Source organism: Arthrobacter sp. D5-1 (assembly GCF_017357425.1).
Classification (GTDB): Bacteria; Actinomycetota; Actinomycetes; order Actinomycetales; family Micrococcaceae; genus Arthrobacter.
In genome coordinates, this window is the sequence record NZ_CP014571.1 from 3,317,945 (window position 1) to 3,334,504 (window position 16,560).

Genomic DNA, 16,560 nt, shown 5'->3' on the forward strand with positions numbered 1-16,560 from the left:
CTAGGCGCGGCGGCGCTGCAGGACGTCGTCCAGGTTACTGAGCGCGCTCTGCCCCTTGGCGGAGACGGCAGCAGATGCCTCGGCCTGCTCAGCACCTTGCTTCAGGACGGGCTTGCCCACGGGTTTGGGAGCCTCAGGGAGGTCCAGCGGCTCGGGGGCCGGCCTTGAAGCCTTGGCGGCTTCAACATACGTGGGCTTGGGAACTGCAACAGGCTCCCAGCTGGCACCTTTGGAATCGGTTGCTTGCGCTGATGTGTCTCCTGCGGCAACGGCAACCGCCAAAGCAGCCTGGCGAAGCTCAACAGCGGACAAGCGCGCAGCTTCACGGCTGGTGGCTTCGGCGTCGAAAACCGTGGTTTCCTTCGCTTCCACTGCTGGTTCCTTGGGCAAGTAGCGTGCGGGCGTCGGGATGGGCGCTGCCTGCGCCGCACGGCGTGCCCGGCGTTCGCGAAGATCCCTGAGAGCGAGCTTCCGCAAGGTGACGACGGCGAGCACCGCACCGATGAAGGACACCAGCGGCAACCAGAATGACCCGACGCCAAAGGTGAGGAGGATGCCCGAAACGGCCGCCGTCACCAGCAAGGCAAGGCCTGCCAAGGCCAAAGTGAGCCGGGCATAGCGGATGGTGAATGGAGTGGTGGGCGCTTTCCGCACGGACGACTCAGCCGCGCGGGATTCCTGGGGCGACGCCGGTGCTTTGCTGTGCATGGTCTCCATCGGTTTCTCCTGCTGAGGTGCCAAAGTCAGTACCACCCCTGCCTGCGGTTCGTCTGGTTCGTCGTCGATTGCCCCTGCTGGAACAGCGGCCGTTTGGACTTGTTGGCGCCTGTTCCGGAGAACGTAGGGCGCCACCCAGACCATCCACAGCGCAACTGTGACCACGAGTATCACTGAGCTGCTGAGAGGGAAGTCCACATTCAAAACCGTAGAAGCAAATCACCGGGCGCGGCGGCATTGCGGCCGGTGTGTCGTCGTCGAGTCCTCAAATGACTGGATATACGGACAAAATGGCCTATGACCTGCCCATTTATCCTCTGAGCCACCGACGCAGCAGACCCTCAGGAACCTCGTCCGATGTCAGGGCAAAGGACCGGTGGTCAGCCCATTCGCCGTTGATGTGCAGGTACCGTTCCCGATACCCCTCATCCCGGAATCCAAGCTTCTCCACCACCCTCAGGCTGGGGGCGTTTTCGGGCCTGATATTGATCTCCATGCGGTGAAGGCCCAACACCTTGAAGCAGTGGTCCGTTGCCATGGCCACCGCCGTCGGAGCAATACCGTGCCCGGCCCGCTCCTTATCCACCCAGTACCCCAACGTAGCCATCATGGCCGATCCCCAAATGATGGAGGAAACGGTCAACTGCCCGACGATGAGCGGCTCACGGAATCCAGGGGTCCGCTCGACAATGAGGAAAGGCAATGCCGTGGACTGTCGGGCTTGGTTGTTCAGCGAGGCCACCATCTGCCGATAACTGGGCAGGCGCCCACCCGGTGCCGGGTTGGACGCCTCCCAGGGAGCAAGCCATTCGCTGTTCCGCGAACGGACTTCAGACCACTCCCGCTTGTCGCGGTATCGGATGGGGCGAAGAAGCAGGTCTCCGCTTTCCAGCGTCACCGGCCAGATCGCAGAACCGTACATCCTGAGGTTACTTGGGAAGCGAAGCAGTGAAGGTCGGCAGCCACTCACGCAGTTCAGGACCGAGGTCCTCGCGTTCGCAGGCCAACTCGATGCAGGCCTTGAGGTAGCTGAGTTTGTCACCGGTATCGTAGCGACGGCCCCGGAAAACAACGCCGTACACGCCGTAGCCTTCACCTTCGCCGGCTGCCAGCACCTCGAGGGCGTCGGTCAGCTGGATCTCGCCACCACGGCCCGGCTCGGTCTTTTCGAGAACATCGAACACTGCCGGATGCAGCACGTAGCGCCCGATCACGGCAAGGTTGGACGGCGCTTCTTCCGGAGAAGGCTTTTCCACCAGCTGCTTAATGCGGACGTAGCCGTCTTCACCGATCTCCTCGACGTCGGCGCAACCATAGGCACTGATCTTGGAGGGCTCCACCTCGATCAGGGCAACCACGGAACCGCCGGTCTTTTGCTGGACGGCGATCATGTCGCTCAGGAGGTTATCCCGGGCATCGATCAGGTCATCGCCGAGGAGTACGGCAAAAGGCTCGTGCCCGACGTGCTGCTTCGCACGAAGGACAGCGTGGCCCAGGCCGTTGGGGTCGCCTTGGCGGACGTAGTGGATGTCACCGAGGTTGGTGGCGGATTGGATGGCCTCAAGCTTGGCGGTATCGCCCTTTTCGGCCAGCGTCGCTTCCAGCGCCGGCACACGGTCGAAATGATCCTCCAGGGCGCGCTTGCTGCGCCCAGTGATCATCAGGACGTCGTGCAGGCCAACCTTGACCGCTTCTTCGACGACGTACTGGATGGCTGGCTTGTCAACCACGGGCAGCATTTCCTTCGGCATCGCCTTTGTTGCAGGCAGGAAACGGGTACCAAGACCCGCTGCGGGGATGACGGCCTTACGGACAGCATTGTTATCGAGAGTCACCGGACTAATGTAACGGAAGGAATACATCATCGGCTAAACCCTCGCCGCGCCGGGACAACATTTCTGTGGACTGAACCGCAGCTTTTGTCGCCGGACCGGCATCAGACGAACCTCACGATCGGACATCCATGGCATCGAAGGAAGACATCCGCAGCAGCCGCCGCCTCCAAAGGCGCGCCCTCTCCCCCGAACAGATCGCTGCTGCCGGTGCGTCGATCGCGCAGCATGGAACGGAATGGGCGGCTGCAGCTTCCTCCGGCACGGCGGCCACTTTTGCCGTCTATGTAGGTGTCGCGTTTGAGCCACCCACCATGCCGCTCATCCATTCCCTGCACGAGGCCGGACACAGGATCCTCCTTCCCGTGTGCGAGCCCGGCCGGCAGCTGAGCTGGGTCTATTGGACCCCGTCGACAGTTTTCGTCCGTTCCTCCTACGCCCCTATCGACGAACCTGAGGGCGAACGCATGGAAAGCCAGGTGGTGGCAGGCGCGGCGGGGATCTTCATGCCAGCCACGGCAGTGGACAGGGATGGCAACCGGATCGGCCAGGGCGGCGGTTACTACGACCGGCTCCTCCATGGGCTCGACGATTCCGGCCAGCGGCCGCCCACCATTGCGGTGGTGTACGACGCCGACCTGTTGCCTTCAGGTTCGATTCCCGCCGAAGCATTCGACCGCCCCGTGCGGGAAGTGCTGACTCCCTCCGGGGTGGTCCATCTCGACGAGAGAGCCCCGTGAGGTCCCGCACATCCACTGGCGCATGCACTGTAGACCGATGATAGAATTGGCACTCAGGCCCTGCGACTGCTAATGCGAAGCGAAATCTCCGCCGTTGCTGCACAGGACCTGACCTTTGTCCTGAAGGAGGAACTCAGTGCCCACATACGCATACGCCTGCAAAGACTGTGACCATGCCTTTGACATCGTCCAGTCCTTCTCTGACAGCTCCCTGACGGAGTGCCCCGAGTGCAAGGGCGCCCTTCGCAAGAAGTTCAACAGCGTCGGTGTCGTCTTCAAGGGCTCTGGTTTCTACCGGACTGATTCCCGTGATGCCAAGGGCAGCACTGTTTCAGCCGCACCCGCCGCCGCGCCGTCCGCTCCCGCAGCCGCCCCGGCACCGGCAGCTGCAGCAAGCTAACTTCCCCACTTTTCCACATAGCGCTTCAGGCCGCTGTTATCCGGCCTGTCCGGCTGGCTAACGTGGCGGCATGCCACAACAGTCTCGAAGCGCCCTCCTTGCCCGCGCCCGGCGTTCAGCGTCGCCTGCCGGCCCTTGGCCCCCGGACCCGTTTGGTGCGGGAGGGCAGTCGTCCCGGCCCCGCAAAAATGCCACAAGCTTTCACCGGCAGCTGAATTATTCAGCCCGCCAAGGCAGAAGGCAAAGGATCGGCTCCTGGATCGCCCGCAACCGCCGTCTCACTGTTGCCCTCCTGCTGTGCCTGGCCGCCGGCATCGCCGTCCAACAGCTGACTCCGGCTTCGGAGCTGCGAATCAGTGTCATGGTGGCCGCCCGTGACCTCCCCACGGGAACCACTCTCACAGAAGCCGATTTCACCCGGGTGGGAGTGCCCCAGGACCTCGCCGTCACCGGAGCCCTCTCAGATGGCGGGGACCTCACAGGCAGACAGTTGGCCGCTCCCTTGAGCCGGGGGCAGATCCCCACTGAGTCCAGCCTCCTGGGTCCCGGGCTTCTCACTGGATCACCCGTGGGCACCGCAGCCGTTCCCCTGCGGATGGCCGACCCGTCGTCCATCCAGCTCCTCTCCCCCGGCCAGTTGGTCACGGTGGTCCTCACGGCAGCCGGATCCTATGACGAATCCAGGGAAACACAAGTACTCGCCGGTCCCGTCCCCGTGCTCTGGACCTCAGCCCACGGGGGCAAGGCAGGCGAATGGCTGGGCACCAGCGACACCGAAGGCTTGGTGGTGGTTGCTGCGGATCCACAGCAAGCAGAAAAGCTTGCCGGCGCATCAACGCACGGCAAGCTTTTCTTTGTTTTGGTCAACCCGTGATGGGTGGTTCAGATGGCGGTGGACGGTTAGCCCCAGTGCGGCGGCTTTTGTTCCTTAAGCCACTGCTCATGGTCGTAACCGGACTCATCGCCCCAGCGCCGGGGATCGTCTTCCGCTGCTTTGGTGGGCAGAATGCCACTCACGCCTGGTTTGGCTGCGGCGGCCGTGGCGTCCGCAGTTTCTTCAGTGGTGTCGGCGCCTGGCGCGGAGGATTCGGTCTCGGATCCGCCTTCAGGACCAGTTGCTTCTTCCATCAGTGGTACTTCTTTCCCGTTCTCTGCTTCGCTGTCTGCATCATCGGCAGCGTCGTCAATCTGGTCTGGTGCCTGCCGTGCCGGACTTGGAGCGAACGTTTGCTGCCCCTTGTCCACACTCAATTGTTCAACGTCCATGTCCAGGAAGCCATGCTCAGGCGACGTCGACCGCGGAATGTGATTCTCCAGCCCAAGGTAGGATCCGATGCGATCCGCGCAGGACGAAGGATCAGTGAAGACCTCAATGGTCCACAGGGACATGTAGCGCCATCCCATGCGCTCCAGCAGCTGCGGACGCAGCCGGCTGCGTTCCCGGACGCTCATCCGCCGGTAGCGTTCAGTGCCATCGGATTCGATCGCGACAGGTGTGGGGATTTCTGCTCCCTCCCGGCCGATCGTGTGGACGGGATCCGCCGCAGCTGCGATGTCCAGAACGCCATCGTAGAGATGCCAGACCCGGGCTCCCCGGGCCCGCAGGCGTTCTCCAAGGTCAGCAACCAAGGGATCCTCACCGAGCGCCTGCTCACTGGCAACAGCACGGGACGCGGGTGTACCGAGGTTGCTGTTTCCCGAGAGTTCCCGGTCCAGCAGCTCGTAGAAGTCCACTGCACCATGAGCCAGCCGATCGAGGTCAAGGTCCTCGGGACGGAAGCAGCTCAGGACGTGCATGGAACGCCGTGCGCGGGTCATGGCCAAAGCGAAACGGTTCCGGCCACCCTCGGCGGACAGCGGACCGAACGAATGGAGTGCCCGGCCATGTGGTGTGCGGCCGTAGCCAAGCGAGAAGATCACGTGGTCCCGTACCAGGCCTTGGGCCCGCTCCAGATCCACCACACGGAAGGACTCGGGACCGGCGCCAAAGAACGTGGACAGCAGGGGGTGGTTGGGCAGTTGAAGCCTGATGGCCTCGCCGATGCGGGCAGCATGGCGCAAGCTGGCAGTTACCACCGCCAGGGACGTGCGGGGACGCAGCCTTGCGTGTTCGAACACAAGGTCCACCACGCGATTGACCTCGGCAGTGACGGACTCGACGCCCTCATGGTCTGCACCCGGAAGCCCGGTGCCATCGGGGATGTACTCCACCAGGATGGAACGGTCCAGTCCCGTGACAGAGTTGCCGTCGGGCAGGCGGCGCAGGCCACCGTCGTAGTAATTCTTGCTCAGCTGAAGGATCAGGTCCTCGTCTACGGCGCGGTAGACCCAGTTCAGTTGCCAGGTCGGAAGGACCCTGGCCAGCGCCTTGAAGGCGCTGTCAACATTCTCGTGGCTGGCAACACCGGCTACAGGCGGTTCCACAGCAACGCTGAAGGTCCGTGCATGCGCAATCTTCGCATCACCGAAGGCCACCACCTGCTTCGCCCGGGCGATGGCAGGAAGTACGGCCTGCAGCGAGGTGGATTCGGCGTCGATGACCACCACGGCGTCAAACTTTTGCTCGGCCGGGAGGACACCAGTCAAGAGGTAGGGGCTGACAGACCAAACGGGCACCAGGAGTGGCACAAGCTCAGGCGCCTGGGCGCTCAGCGCCGGCAAAGTAACCCGGCCATCCTTCAGCAAGGCTCGCAGCAGTTCCGCCTGCCGGGGGTGCTCAAGCAGGCCTTGGCGCCATTTCTGTGCCAACTGCCAGCGGAGACGGGCAGCACCACTGGCGATGTGGGCCTGGTCAGCAAGCCGGTATTCGGCTTCCAGGCGGCGCAGCGAATCGCCATCGGACATCGCAAGGTAGTCGTCGCCGCTGATCATGGCTTCCAAAGCGGATTGCCACCAGGCCAGATCCAATTCGGCGGCCACGGAGCCGGCAGGAACCTCGCGGGCAGCCAGGTCGGACAGCAACTCACCAAGGCCGTGCTCGCGCATTTCCTCGATCAGGAGGGTGCGTTCGGGAAGTGTCTCCAGTGTTGCCGTGTCAGCAACAAGCCGTTCCAGCCGCTCCATCAGTTCCAAGTACGGTGTCCCGTGCAGGGAGCCACCAGCGCTGGTGTGCTTGAGGGCAGCACCGAGGCGGTGCAGCTCGCCATCCAACTCCCGGTACAGCGCACCAAGATCGGCGAGCCCGGAGGGCACTGCCGGGTGGCGCTGGGTGGTGGCGTATCCGGCCCACAGAGCCCGCTGCTCCTGAACCAGGACGAGGGAGCTGTGAAGGTCGGCGATGTGGACTCCGGGCCGCACATATTCCTTGGCTACCCGGCGCAGGCGGGAACGCTGCATGGAAGGCATCTCCAAGTTGCGCTCACGGCGCCACGCGGAACTGGCAGTCGCGGAAATGAGGTCGTGCACCGGCCGGTCAAAGATGTCCGGGGTGAACTTATCCAGGCTCTCCCGGACGGCGATGAGCAGTTCGAGCTGCGCACCCCACTCGGTGAAGGTGTCCCCCAGCCGGATTTCAGCGTGATCGGACACCTGCTTCATCCGGTCCCGCAGGACGGGAAGCTTCTCCTCGGCCAGACGGGCGAGGTGTTGGGCTTCCTCGGTCTCCTTGCGCGTCACCAGTCGCGCTCCATACCAAGGGCTGGAAGTGGACGCCCTGCTGAAGCTGCCAAGCTCCGCTGCCCGGCGCAGGCGGCCGGCCAGTTCTTCACGGTCCTTGATGTTGTCCAGGACGCTGCGCTTCAGTCGGACCGTGGTGGAAGGCGCGGGATGGATGGACGTCAGTTCTGCCAGCGACTGCATGGCCTGGTACGGCGAGCAACCCCACCGCTCACGGACGTTGTGCAGCGAGGCTACATGGTCCATTAAGGCGTGGCGGTGTCCGGTGAGCGTCTGGTGCAAGTTGCCCAGTTGAGGCTCAAGCGCTTTTTCGTTGCGCATGATGGCGCGGACCAGCTGGCCTTTGAGCTGCTGCGGCGTGGTCCCGTTACCCGGGCGGAACAGCATGGAGTCGAGGCCGAGCGATTCCAAGTGGGCGGAAAGTCCCGCCAGGCTGGACTGCCTGTCCCCAACCACCAGTACGGATTTGCCTTCGCTGACCAGCGCACCGATCGCGTTGATGGCCGTTTGCGTCTGTCCGCTTCCCGGCGGGGTGCTCACTACCAGGGAATCTCCGGCCCGGACGGCATCCACCACGTACTGCTGGTCCGTGTCGGCGTCCAGCAGGAGGAGCTCATCTGCCGGATCTCGCAGGTCAAGGCTCGGGAACCGGCCCGCCTTAATGGGCTCAGGCTCAATGTCACCACCGTTTGCCGCAACAGCAAGCGCTGCCACGGTGGGGTTGTTCATGTTGATCCAGGGATCATCAAGGTTTCCCGAGAGGTCAGCCAGGGTGGTGACCAGCAAGTTGAAATCCACCTCGGCGCCGTGAATCGGCTGGACGAGTGTGGCCAGGCGGTCAAGTACCGGCTGGGGATCGAACCGGGCCGTGTTGTAGGCCATGCGCGCCACGGCGTTGACGTCAAAGACTATGCCGTGGACTGACTTGAGGTGGCGCACCAGGGCAGGGTTCATGCGTGCCTGCTCGGTGAGCTGGAGTTCAAAGTCGTCTTCACCCGGCCTGATGGTCAGGATGATGGAAGCGAGCATCACAGGGGCCGACACACGCTGCGGTTTTCCGCCCACGGCAGAGGTCCACACCACGGTGCCCGCAGACAAATATCCGGCTTCAATGCCGCGATCATTGCTCAGCTCAAAGATCTTGGACCTGATGTTGCGGGCGGCACGGGCCGCCACCAAGTATTGCTGCCGGTCCCGGATCAACGTGGACAGACGGGTTCTGCGACCTGCCAGCAACTGCGCCAACCCCGAGGGGTGTGCGTTGCTCAAATCGATGGCGCCTTCGGGCGTCTTGACGAAACGCAGCATCGTGTCCGCCCCGGTGACGGGTTTAAGACCAGACAGCCATTTGCGGAGCTCTTCGGAGCCCTCTTCCTGGCCTTGACCTAATGACACAACTTCTGCCTTCTTTTCTGTACTAGCTTTAGACGCCTTGGACCATACCGGCATACCTTCGAGGGTAGCGGGAATACCTTGGCAGTCCGCTCCGCAACGCTGTTCCGACGCGAAATTCGCCGTCATTTCACAGGTGCCTGCCGATTTCACAGGCCGCGGCACCCGGTGGGTTCAAGCACAGTGGCCGGCCTCCCAGAGGAAGCCGGCCACTCAGAATGCTATTCCCACTCGATGGTTCCCGGTGGCTTGCTGGTGACATCCAGCACCACGCGGTTCACGCCGTCGACCTCATTGGTGATGCGGTTGGAGATCCGGGCAAGGAGGTCGTAAGGCAGTCGCGACCAGTCCGCCGTCATGGCGTCTTCGGAGGACACCGGACGCAGCACGATCGGGTGGCCGTAGGTACGGCCATCACCCTGGACACCAACGCTTCGGACATCGGCCAGGAGGACTACCGGCATCTGCCAGACGTCGTTGTCCAAGCCGGCAGCCGTGAGCTCCGCACGGGCAATGGCATCCGCCTTGCGCAGCAGGTCCAGGCGTTCCTTGGTCACTTCGCCCACGATGCGGATTCCCAAACCGGGGCCAGGGAACGGCTGGCGGCCGACGATTTCCTGCGGCAGCCCAAGCTGGGCGCCGACTGCGCGTACTTCGTCCTTGAACAGTGCCCGCAGCGGCTCAACAAGCTCGAACTGCAGGTCCTCGGGAAGCCCGCCCACGTTGTGGTGGCTCTTGATGTTGGCAGCACCTTCGCCGCCACCGGATTCGACGACGTCCGGGTACAGGGTTCCCTGAACCAGGAACTTGATCTTCTCGCCTTCGGCAGCAGCCTGGGCGATAATGGCCCGCTCCGCTTCCTCGAAGGCACGAATGAATTCGCGGCCAATGATCTTGCGCTTGGTTTCGGGATCGCTGACCCCGGCCAATGCTGACTGGAAGCGTTCCTGCTCATTGGCTACGTAGAGGTTGACGCCCGTGGCTGCCACGAAGTCGCGCTCAACCTGTTCGGCTTCGCCTTCACGCAGGAGTCCGTGGTCGACGAAGACACAGGTCAATTGGTCGCCAACGGCGCGCTGGACCAAAGCCGCAGCAACAGCGGAATCAACGCCGCCGGAGAGACCACAAATAACCTTGGAGTCCCCGATCTGCTGACGGATCCGCTCCACCTGCTCTTCGAGGATATTGCCCGTAGTCCAGTTGGGGCTCAGGCCCGCACCCTTGAACAGGAAGTTCTCCAGGACGTGCTGGCCGTGGACTGAATGCTTGACTTCGGGGTGCCACTGGACACCGTAGAGGCGCTTCTCGTCGTTGGCGAAGGCAGCCACCGGCGCACCAGCCGTGGAGGCGAGGACTTCGAAGCCCTCAGGGGCCTCGTGAACGGAGTCACCGTGGCTCATCCAGGTGTTCTGTGAGGAGGGGACGCCGTCCAGGATGGACCGGGCGTCGCCTACGACAAGGGCTTCAGTAGCGCCGTACTCGCGGAGACCCGTCTGGGCCACCTTACCGCCCAACGCGTTGGCCATCGCCTGGAAGCCGTAGCAAATGCCAAATACAGGCACCCCGGCTTCGAAGAGATCAGCGCCGACGCTCGGGGCTCCCTCTGCGTACACGCTGGAGGGTCCTCCGGAGAGGATGATGGCTGCCGGGTTCTTGGCCAGAAGCTGCTCGGTGGTGAAGGTGTGCGGAACAATTTCCGAATACACATTCGCTTCGCGGACGCGGCGGGCAATCAGCTGCGCGTACTGGGCACCGTAGTCAACAACCAGCACCGGCTTCTGGGAAGTTTGGGGTGCGGTGGGAGTAGTCACCAGACAAGACTACTTTGCCGGGCCGCCCCGGTGCACGTTGACGAGGGCGGCCAGAGGCCAAAAAGGCCGCGTCGTTAGGCATCTCACAGTGCGTCAGGTCGCGTAGCCCGCAGCGGGACGCTGTGGGCGGTCCTAATAGCCCTTGGACGCCTGCGGGTTGGCTGCCAGTTCCGCTTCAACTTGCGCGTGGAATTTCTTCTCCACGATGAAGGACAGCAACGGAATGACACCACCCAGGGCCAGGAGGACCATCTTGGAGAACGGCCAGCGCATGAGGGACCACAAGCGGAAGTTGGAGACCAGGTACACCACGTACATCCAACCGTGCAGGATCAGTACCGACGTGGAGATGTTGAACCCGCCGATCACGCCTTTGGGCTCGGACTCAGCGAAACCGAAGCCGAAGGGCTGGCCGGTGACGGCGTTCGTGCCGCCGGCGAAGAGCGAGACTCCAAACCCATAGCGGGCGATCAGTTCCGCACACAGCAGGAGCAGCATGGCGCCGGTCAGGTACGCCATGACTTTGTAGAACTTCAACGCCGAACGGATCTGGGCTTCCGTTCCGCCGAATCGGCGCTTCTTGGGCTTGGATCCGGATTGCTCTGGCTGGATGGCCGGTTTTGGCTCAATCATTGCTGCACCTTTTGTTCTGGCTCTGGGGTTGTAGTTTCTTGGGCATCCACGGGTTTGGCAGGCTCCGCCTCGTGGTCATCCCCGTATTCGTCATCCTCGTCCTCTTCGAGGTCGCGCCGGTAGTCGTCCTTGACCAGACGCCACCAGATGAAGATCGAGAACCCGGCGAACACCACCCATTCCACTGCGTAGAAGAGGTTCAGCCAGTTGATCTGCTCTGCAGGCGGCTGGGGCGGGATGTTGAGGGCCTTGACGTCATCGCCAAGGGGAATGGCCACGCCGTCGGAAACCTCCGACGTCGCGGCGACAAAACCCGGGTAGCTGGACACTTCCCACAGGTTGATGAGCTCCGCGGCAGACACAGCGGACGCACGGCCTGGACCGGCGTCGACGTTTGGAACGGGCGCTTCAGAAGGAATAAGGCGACCAGTCAAGGTGATGGTGCCCGACGGCGGCGGGCCGGCCTGGTCGGCATCTGCCACCCAGCCGCGCGCCACGGGGATCCACGTCTGGGGCGAGGCAGCAACACCGTTGAGCGTCGGAGCGTCGTTGACAGCGAAAGCCGAGACTATCCAGAAGCCTTTTTGATTGTTGTACAGGCGACCCTCTACAAGAACCTGCTTGCCGGGATCATAGGCCCCGGTGGCGGTGACCATCTGGTCAGAGACCGAACCCGGGAAGAACTGGCCGGGTTTGAGGACGTCCACCAGCGGTTTGACTTCTTCGATGCTGGACGGCGCCGGGGGCTCGTGCTGGGCGGACCGGCTGAGCTGCCACTGGCTGAGCAGCACAAACACCCCGGATAACAGAAGCGCAAAGACCAGTCCTGCGATCCAGCGGGGTTTCAACGCGGTTTTCAACACCCCTTAACCGTACTTCGTCCGGCTGTAGAACAACGAAACGGCTGAGGCCAGCCCCGCCCTCTAGTGATCGAAGAACACCAGGCTGGAGTTGATGAGTTCAGAGATGACCTCGGGATCGTGGGCCCGCCGGAGGGACTCACGGAAAGACTCCTTGGACAATGAACGGGCCAGGGTAGCCAAAACCTCAAGGTGGTCGGAGAAGGAACTGGCAGGAGTGGCGATGAGGAGGATCAACGTCGCCGGGCCGTCGGTTGCCCCGAAGTCCAGGGCGTGGCCGAACTTGGTCACACCCACCGCGATGGAAATCCTGTCCACGTATTCACTGCGCGCATGCGGGAGGCCGATGCCGCCCGGAAGTCCCGTAGCCAACTGGTGCTCACGGGAGTGCACCTGCTCCAGGAATCCTTCAAGGTTGCTGATCCTGCCGGCAGCGTGGAGCTTATGGGCCAGTTGGGCAGCGGCGTCGATCTTGTCCTCGGCGACGAGTTCAAGGATGACGGTGTCCGGGGTGGTCAGTTCCGCGTCATACCGGTCAAGTGGTTCAGCCAAGTCGTGTTCCCTCCAGTGTGGCCTTCCGGCCGCATTTTCCTGAGCCGGTCAGCGAAGGGGAACGATGTCATCCACTCCCATGCGCGCGGCATCTGCCGATTCATCGTCAGGCTGCTGCTGACTGAGCCGTTCAGCTTCCACGCGTGCCAGGTAGTGCTTGATCTCGCTTTCGCGCTGAGTCTCGCTCCAGCCAAGGATTTCTCCCATCAGCTTAGCCACTACGGGGAGGGCTGCCACACCCCGGTCCCACGATTCGATCGAGATCCGGGTCCGACGCGTCAAAACGTCGTGGACATGGCGGGCTCCCTCGTGGGTTGTCGCGTAGACGACTTCCGCGGCGAGGTAGTCATCGGCTCCGGGCAGTGGTTGCCCCAGTTCCGGTCGCTTGGAGATCAGTTCCAGCACTTCGGGGGTCATGGACCCGTAGCGGTTCAGCAGATGCTCAACCCGGGCGACGTGGACCCCGGCTTCTTCAGCAGAACGCCCGCGGCGGTTCCAGGCAGCCTTGAAACCTTCGGCTCCCAGGAGCGGAATGGTCTCGGTGCAGCTGGAGGGAACACGCTCGTCCATGGCCCTGGTGGCCTCATCCACGGCGTCCTTGGCCATGACCCGGTAAGTGGTGTATTTGCCCCCGGCCACCACCACAAGCCCGGGAACGGGATGTGCCACCACGTGCTCGCGGGAGAGCTTGGCCGTGGAGTCGTTCTCACCGGCCAGCAAGGGCCGGAGGCCGGCATAGACGCCTTCCACATCCTCACGGGTCAGGGGACGCTTGAGGACCTTGTTTACGTGCTCCAGGACGTAATCGATGTCCTTGCTGGAAGCGGCCGGATGCGCCTTGTCCAGCGTCCAGTCGGTATCTGTGGTGCCGATGATCCAGTGGCGGCCCCAAGGGATCACAAAAAGCACCGATTTTTCCGTGCGGAGGATCAGGCCCACTGTCGATTGGAAGCGGTCACGCGGCACCACCAAGTGAATGCCTTTGGAGGCGCGGACCTTGAGTTGGCCGCGATCCGTCACCATGGCCTGCGTTTCGTCCGTCCAGACTCCCGTTGCATTGACCACTTGCTTGGCCCGGACTTCGAAAACGCTGCCGTCTTCCTGGTTCTCAAGCTTTGCCCCCACCACGCGTTCACCCTCGCGAAGGAAGTCCACCACCCGAAGCCGGTTGGCGGCATGGGCGCCGTAATGGGCCGCGGTCCTGACCACGTTGACCACCAGACGGGCATCATCCACTTGTGCGTCGTAGTAGCGGATGGACCCCACGAACGCGTCATCCTTCAGGCTGGGAGCCGCGCGCAGGGTTCCGCGCTTGAAAAGGTGCTTGTGCATGGGAACGCCGCGGCTGTGCCCGGAGGTCAGGCCCAACGTGTCGTAAAGCATGATTCCGGCACCAACGTAGGGACGTTCCCAGAACCTGCGCGTCAGTGGATACAGGAAGGGCACAGGGCGGACCAGGTGGGGAGCGATCTGCTGGATCAGCAGTCCCCGTTCCTGCAAAGCCTCCTGGACGAGGCCGAAATCAAGCATTTCCAGGTATCGAAGACCTCCGTGGATGAGCTTGGAGGACCTGGATGAGGTGCCGGACGCCCAGTCCCGGGCCTCCACAATGGCTACGGTAAGGCCGCGGGTCACGGCATCAAGGGCAGCTCCGGCCCCCACCACGCCGCCACCAACAATCAGGATGTCGAGCTCTTTGCCAGGTTCGGCAGTGGCTTTCAGGACTTCGATCGATGCGGCACGGGCTTCCGGGCTCAAGGCTCCCGGAGAACCGGCATGTGGACCGCCTGCGACATTGCTCATCGGACCCCTCCTCAAACGCAACAGCTGGTAGTCCCCTACCCTACTTGCTGCCCGCCGCATTGGGCAGGGCAATGGCAGGCAGCCATGACGCGGGAATTGCCCCAAACGAAGAAAGCCCCTGTTGCGCCGACAGGAATCGGCGGCTAACAGGGGCTTTCAGGGCAGTTGTCAGTTGCCTGCGTAAGGCGACACAACGACGTCGACCCGCTGGAACTCCTTGAGGTCCGAGTAGCCGGTGGTTGCCATGGACCGGCGCAGGGCACCGATGAGGTTGGAGGTGCCATCGGTGTGGTGGCCGGGTCCGAAGAGGACTTCCTCCAGTGGACCGACAGTTCCCACGTTGACGCGGTCGCCACGGGGTGATTCCAGGTGGTGTGCTTCCGGACCCCAGTGCCAGCCACGGCCGGGTGCCTCTTCCGCGCGGGCCAGGGCACTACCGAGCATGACGGCGTCGGCGCCCATGGCGATGGCCTTGACGATGTCGCCCGAGCTGCCCATGCCGCCGTCGGCAATGACGTGGACGTACCGGCCGCCCGACTCGTCCATGTAGTCGCGGCGCGCCGCAGCGACGTCGGAAATCGCCGAGGCCATGGGCGAATGGATGCCCAGGGCACGGCGGGTGGTGGTGGTCGCGCCGCCGCCGAAACCCACCAGGACGCCAGCCGCGCCAGTGCGCATGAGGTGCAGGGCAGGAGTGTACCCGGCTGCGCCACCAACGATCACGGGGACGTCGAGTTCATAGATGAATTGCTTGAGGTTCAGCGGTTCGTGGTTCTTGGACACATGCTCAGCTGAGACCGTGGTTCCACGGATCACAAAAATGTCGACGCCGGCAGCCACCACTGTCTTGTAGTGTTCCTGGGTGCGCTGCGGGGTCAGGGAGCCGGCCACAGTAACGCCCGCGGCACGGATTTCCGCGAGGCGGGAACTGATGAGTTCCGGCTGGATGGGTGCTTGGTAAAGGTCCTGCATGCGGCGGGTAACGGCAGTGCTGCTGGTCTCATTGGCCAGGGCGGCAATTTCGTCGAGCACCTTCTGTGGGTCCTCATAACGGGTCCAGAGACCTTCGAGGTCCAGGACACCGAGACCACCGAGCCGACCAAAAGCAATTGCCGTGTCAGGGGACATCACGGAGTCCATGGGGGCAGCGATCACCGGGGTGTCGAACTTATAGGCGTCGATCTGCCAAGAGACAGAGACGTCCTTCGGGTCGCGCGTCCGGCGGTTCGGGACGATCGCGATGTCATCCAGGGAGTAGGCACGACGCCCACGCTTGCCACGGCCAATCTCAATCTCATAAGTCACGGCTCTTACTTTACTGGACCCCTCCCGGAACCCCGATTCGACACAAATAAGTGAACACTTCAGACAATGCTCGAAAGGACCCGAGGATGGCTCACATGATCGTGCCACTTCGTAAACTGGACGCAGAACCGCTAAGAGAAGGCACAAATGACCGCCCTGACCGAAGAATTCCAAGGCATACCGAACGCCGGACATGAGCTCATTGCCCTCGGCTCCCCTGTCCGCGCAGGCCTGGAGCTATACACAAGGTGAGCTATCAGACAGGCCCCGCGCCTCTCCCCCACGCCGCCCGGCCCCTCGACTATTGGCTATCGACCGAACTCGCCGCAATAACGCCGGCCGGTGCGCGCTCCCGGCTTCGGGAGATCGCTGATGCGCGAGGTTCCTCCATGGGCGCTTGGGCCGCCGGCATTGGCATGGGCGCAGTCCTCATCCTCCTGGGTGTCATCCTCGCCCTCCGGTGGGGCACGCTGGTGCCGGTTCCTTCCCTCGGCCTTCCTGGAGCGGCAATCACCGTACTCTGCTGCGTCTTCTACGCACGGGCGCGCGACCGGTTGCCGCGAACAAGCCGGTTGATCGTCAATCGTGGGCCCGGGAGCTTGCGTAGTGCACTTTCCTTCGTGGGATTCATCCTGCTCGTCTTCATAGGACTGTTTGCCCTCACGGCGAAACCAACGGCCTGGGAGGATCCAGCCCTCCTGCAGACGCTGGTCACCGTTCTTGCATTCCTCGTCTGCCTTCTGGTGGCCGCGATCATCGTCCCGGCAACCATTGTGGGCCGTTCCAGTGAATCGCTTCGCAGCAAGGCTGCGAATGATCCTCGCTTCAGGGCGCTCCTGGAACAGGACCTCGCCACCTGGCGTGACCCCTATGGCGAGGCCGGATACGGTCCGCTCTAAG

Annotated in this window: 14 protein-coding genes; 4 read left to right on the forward strand and 10 right to left on the reverse strand. The window is 63.1% G+C overall.

Annotation, left to right across the window (positions count from 1 at the left end; genetic code table 11):
- The 3 genes from AYX22_RS15270 to galU form a co-directional block, all read right to left on the reverse strand.
- On the reverse strand, window positions 1–882 hold the full coding sequence (locus AYX22_RS15270; RefSeq protein WP_207597607.1) for a hypothetical protein: 882 nt from the start codon (window positions 880–882) through the stop codon (window positions 1–3).
- Window positions 883–1,027: 145 nt separating this feature from the next.
- Complete coding sequence (locus tag AYX22_RS15275) at window positions 1,028–1,639, reverse strand: GNAT family protein (RefSeq protein ID WP_207594178.1); 612 nt, start codon at window positions 1,637–1,639, stop codon at window positions 1,028–1,030.
- Window positions 1,640–1,646: 7 nt separating this feature from the next.
- Window positions 1,647–2,552 (reverse strand): UTP--glucose-1-phosphate uridylyltransferase GalU, encoded by a 906-nt coding sequence (gene galU, locus AYX22_RS15280; protein WP_089597525.1) that lies wholly within the window; start codon window positions 2,550–2,552, stop codon window positions 1,647–1,649.
- Window positions 2,553–2,680: 128 nt separating this feature from the next.
- Here galU and AYX22_RS15285 point away from each other — a divergent pair, with 128 nt between their 5' ends.
- From AYX22_RS15285 to AYX22_RS15295, 3 genes are all read left to right on the forward strand, one after another.
- Window positions 2,681–3,289, forward strand: a complete 609-nt coding sequence (locus AYX22_RS15285) for a 5-formyltetrahydrofolate cyclo-ligase (RefSeq protein WP_207594179.1) — start codon at window positions 2,681–2,683, stop codon at window positions 3,287–3,289.
- Window positions 3,290–3,425: 136 nt separating this feature from the next.
- Entirely contained in the window at window positions 3,426–3,689 is a 264-nt protein-coding gene (locus tag AYX22_RS15290) for an FmdB family zinc ribbon protein (RefSeq protein WP_207594180.1), read from the forward strand.
- Between the two features lie 70 nt (window positions 3,690–3,759).
- The gene (locus AYX22_RS15295; RefSeq protein WP_207594181.1) at window positions 3,760–4,563 is read left to right on the forward strand and encodes an RcpC/CpaB family pilus assembly protein; all 804 of its coding nucleotides are present in this window, start codon (window positions 3,760–3,762) and stop codon (window positions 4,561–4,563) included.
- A gap of 26 nt (window positions 4,564–4,589) precedes the next feature.
- On the opposite strand, the gene AYX22_RS15300 is transcribed toward AYX22_RS15295, so the two are convergent.
- The 7 genes from AYX22_RS15300 to AYX22_RS15330 form a co-directional block, all read right to left on the reverse strand.
- The gene (locus AYX22_RS15300) at window positions 4,590–8,753 is read right to left on the reverse strand and encodes an AAA family ATPase (RefSeq protein WP_207597608.1); all 4,164 of its coding nucleotides are present in this window, start codon (window positions 8,751–8,753) and stop codon (window positions 4,590–4,592) included.
- 164 nt (window positions 8,754–8,917) lie between these two features.
- Window positions 8,918–10,507 (reverse strand): glutamine-hydrolyzing GMP synthase, encoded by a 1,590-nt coding sequence (guaA, locus tag AYX22_RS15305; protein WP_207594182.1) that lies wholly within the window; start codon window positions 10,505–10,507, stop codon window positions 8,918–8,920.
- Between the two features lie 132 nt (window positions 10,508–10,639).
- Complete coding sequence (locus AYX22_RS15310; protein ID WP_207594183.1) at window positions 10,640–11,140, reverse strand: DUF3817 domain-containing protein; 501 nt, start codon at window positions 11,138–11,140, stop codon at window positions 10,640–10,642.
- On the reverse strand, window positions 11,137–12,003 hold the full coding sequence (locus tag AYX22_RS15315; RefSeq protein ID WP_207594184.1) for an SURF1 family cytochrome oxidase biogenesis protein: 867 nt from the start codon (window positions 12,001–12,003) through the stop codon (window positions 11,137–11,139). Before AYX22_RS15315 ends, AYX22_RS15310 begins: the two co-directional genes overlap by 4 nt.
- Window positions 12,004–12,063: 60 nt before the next feature.
- Window positions 12,064–12,552 carry a PTS sugar transporter subunit IIA gene (locus AYX22_RS15320; RefSeq protein ID WP_089595745.1) on the reverse strand — a complete coding sequence of 163 codons (489 nt, stop codon included), beginning with the start codon at window positions 12,550–12,552 and terminating at the stop codon, window positions 12,064–12,066.
- Between the two features lie 48 nt (window positions 12,553–12,600).
- Complete coding sequence (locus tag AYX22_RS15325; RefSeq protein WP_207594185.1) at window positions 12,601–14,355, reverse strand: glycerol-3-phosphate dehydrogenase/oxidase; 1,755 nt, start codon at window positions 14,353–14,355, stop codon at window positions 12,601–12,603.
- Window positions 14,356–14,523: 168 nt separating this feature from the next.
- Window positions 14,524–15,660: a GuaB3 family IMP dehydrogenase-related protein gene (locus AYX22_RS15330; protein ID WP_207594186.1), complete on the reverse strand. Its 1,137-nt coding sequence runs from the start codon at window positions 15,658–15,660 to the stop codon at window positions 14,524–14,526.
- A gap of 248 nt (window positions 15,661–15,908) precedes the next feature.
- Here AYX22_RS15330 and AYX22_RS15335 point away from each other — a divergent pair, with 248 nt between their 5' ends.
- Window positions 15,909–16,559: a hypothetical protein gene (locus tag AYX22_RS15335; RefSeq protein ID WP_207594187.1), complete on the forward strand. Its 651-nt coding sequence runs from the start codon at window positions 15,909–15,911 to the stop codon at window positions 16,557–16,559.
- The last annotated feature ends 1 nt before the right edge of the window (window position 16,560 follow it).

Bases quoted from the DNA above. Each gene is read 5' to 3' on its own strand.
- AYX22_RS15285 (WP_207594179.1), top strand. From the start codon at position 2,681: ATGGCATCGAAGGAAGACATCCGCAGCAGCCGCCGCCTCCAAAGGCGC.
- AYX22_RS15295 (WP_207594181.1), top strand. From the start codon at position 3,760: ATGCCACAACAGTCTCGAAGCGCCCTCCTTGCCCGCGCCCGGCGTTCA.
- AYX22_RS15300 (WP_207597608.1), bottom strand. From the start codon at position 8,753: ATGCCGGTATGGTCCAAGGCGTCTAAAGCTAGTACAGAAAAGAAGGCA.
- AYX22_RS15310 (WP_207594183.1), bottom strand. From the start codon at position 11,140: ATGATTGAGCCAAAACCGGCCATCCAGCCAGAGCAATCCGGATCCAAG.
- AYX22_RS15275 (WP_207594178.1), bottom strand. From the start codon at position 1,639: ATGTACGGTTCTGCGATCTGGCCGGTGACGCTGGAAAGCGGAGACCTG.
- AYX22_RS15325 (WP_207594185.1), bottom strand. From the start codon at position 14,355: ATGAGCAATGTCGCAGGCGGTCCACATGCCGGTTCTCCGGGAGCCTTG.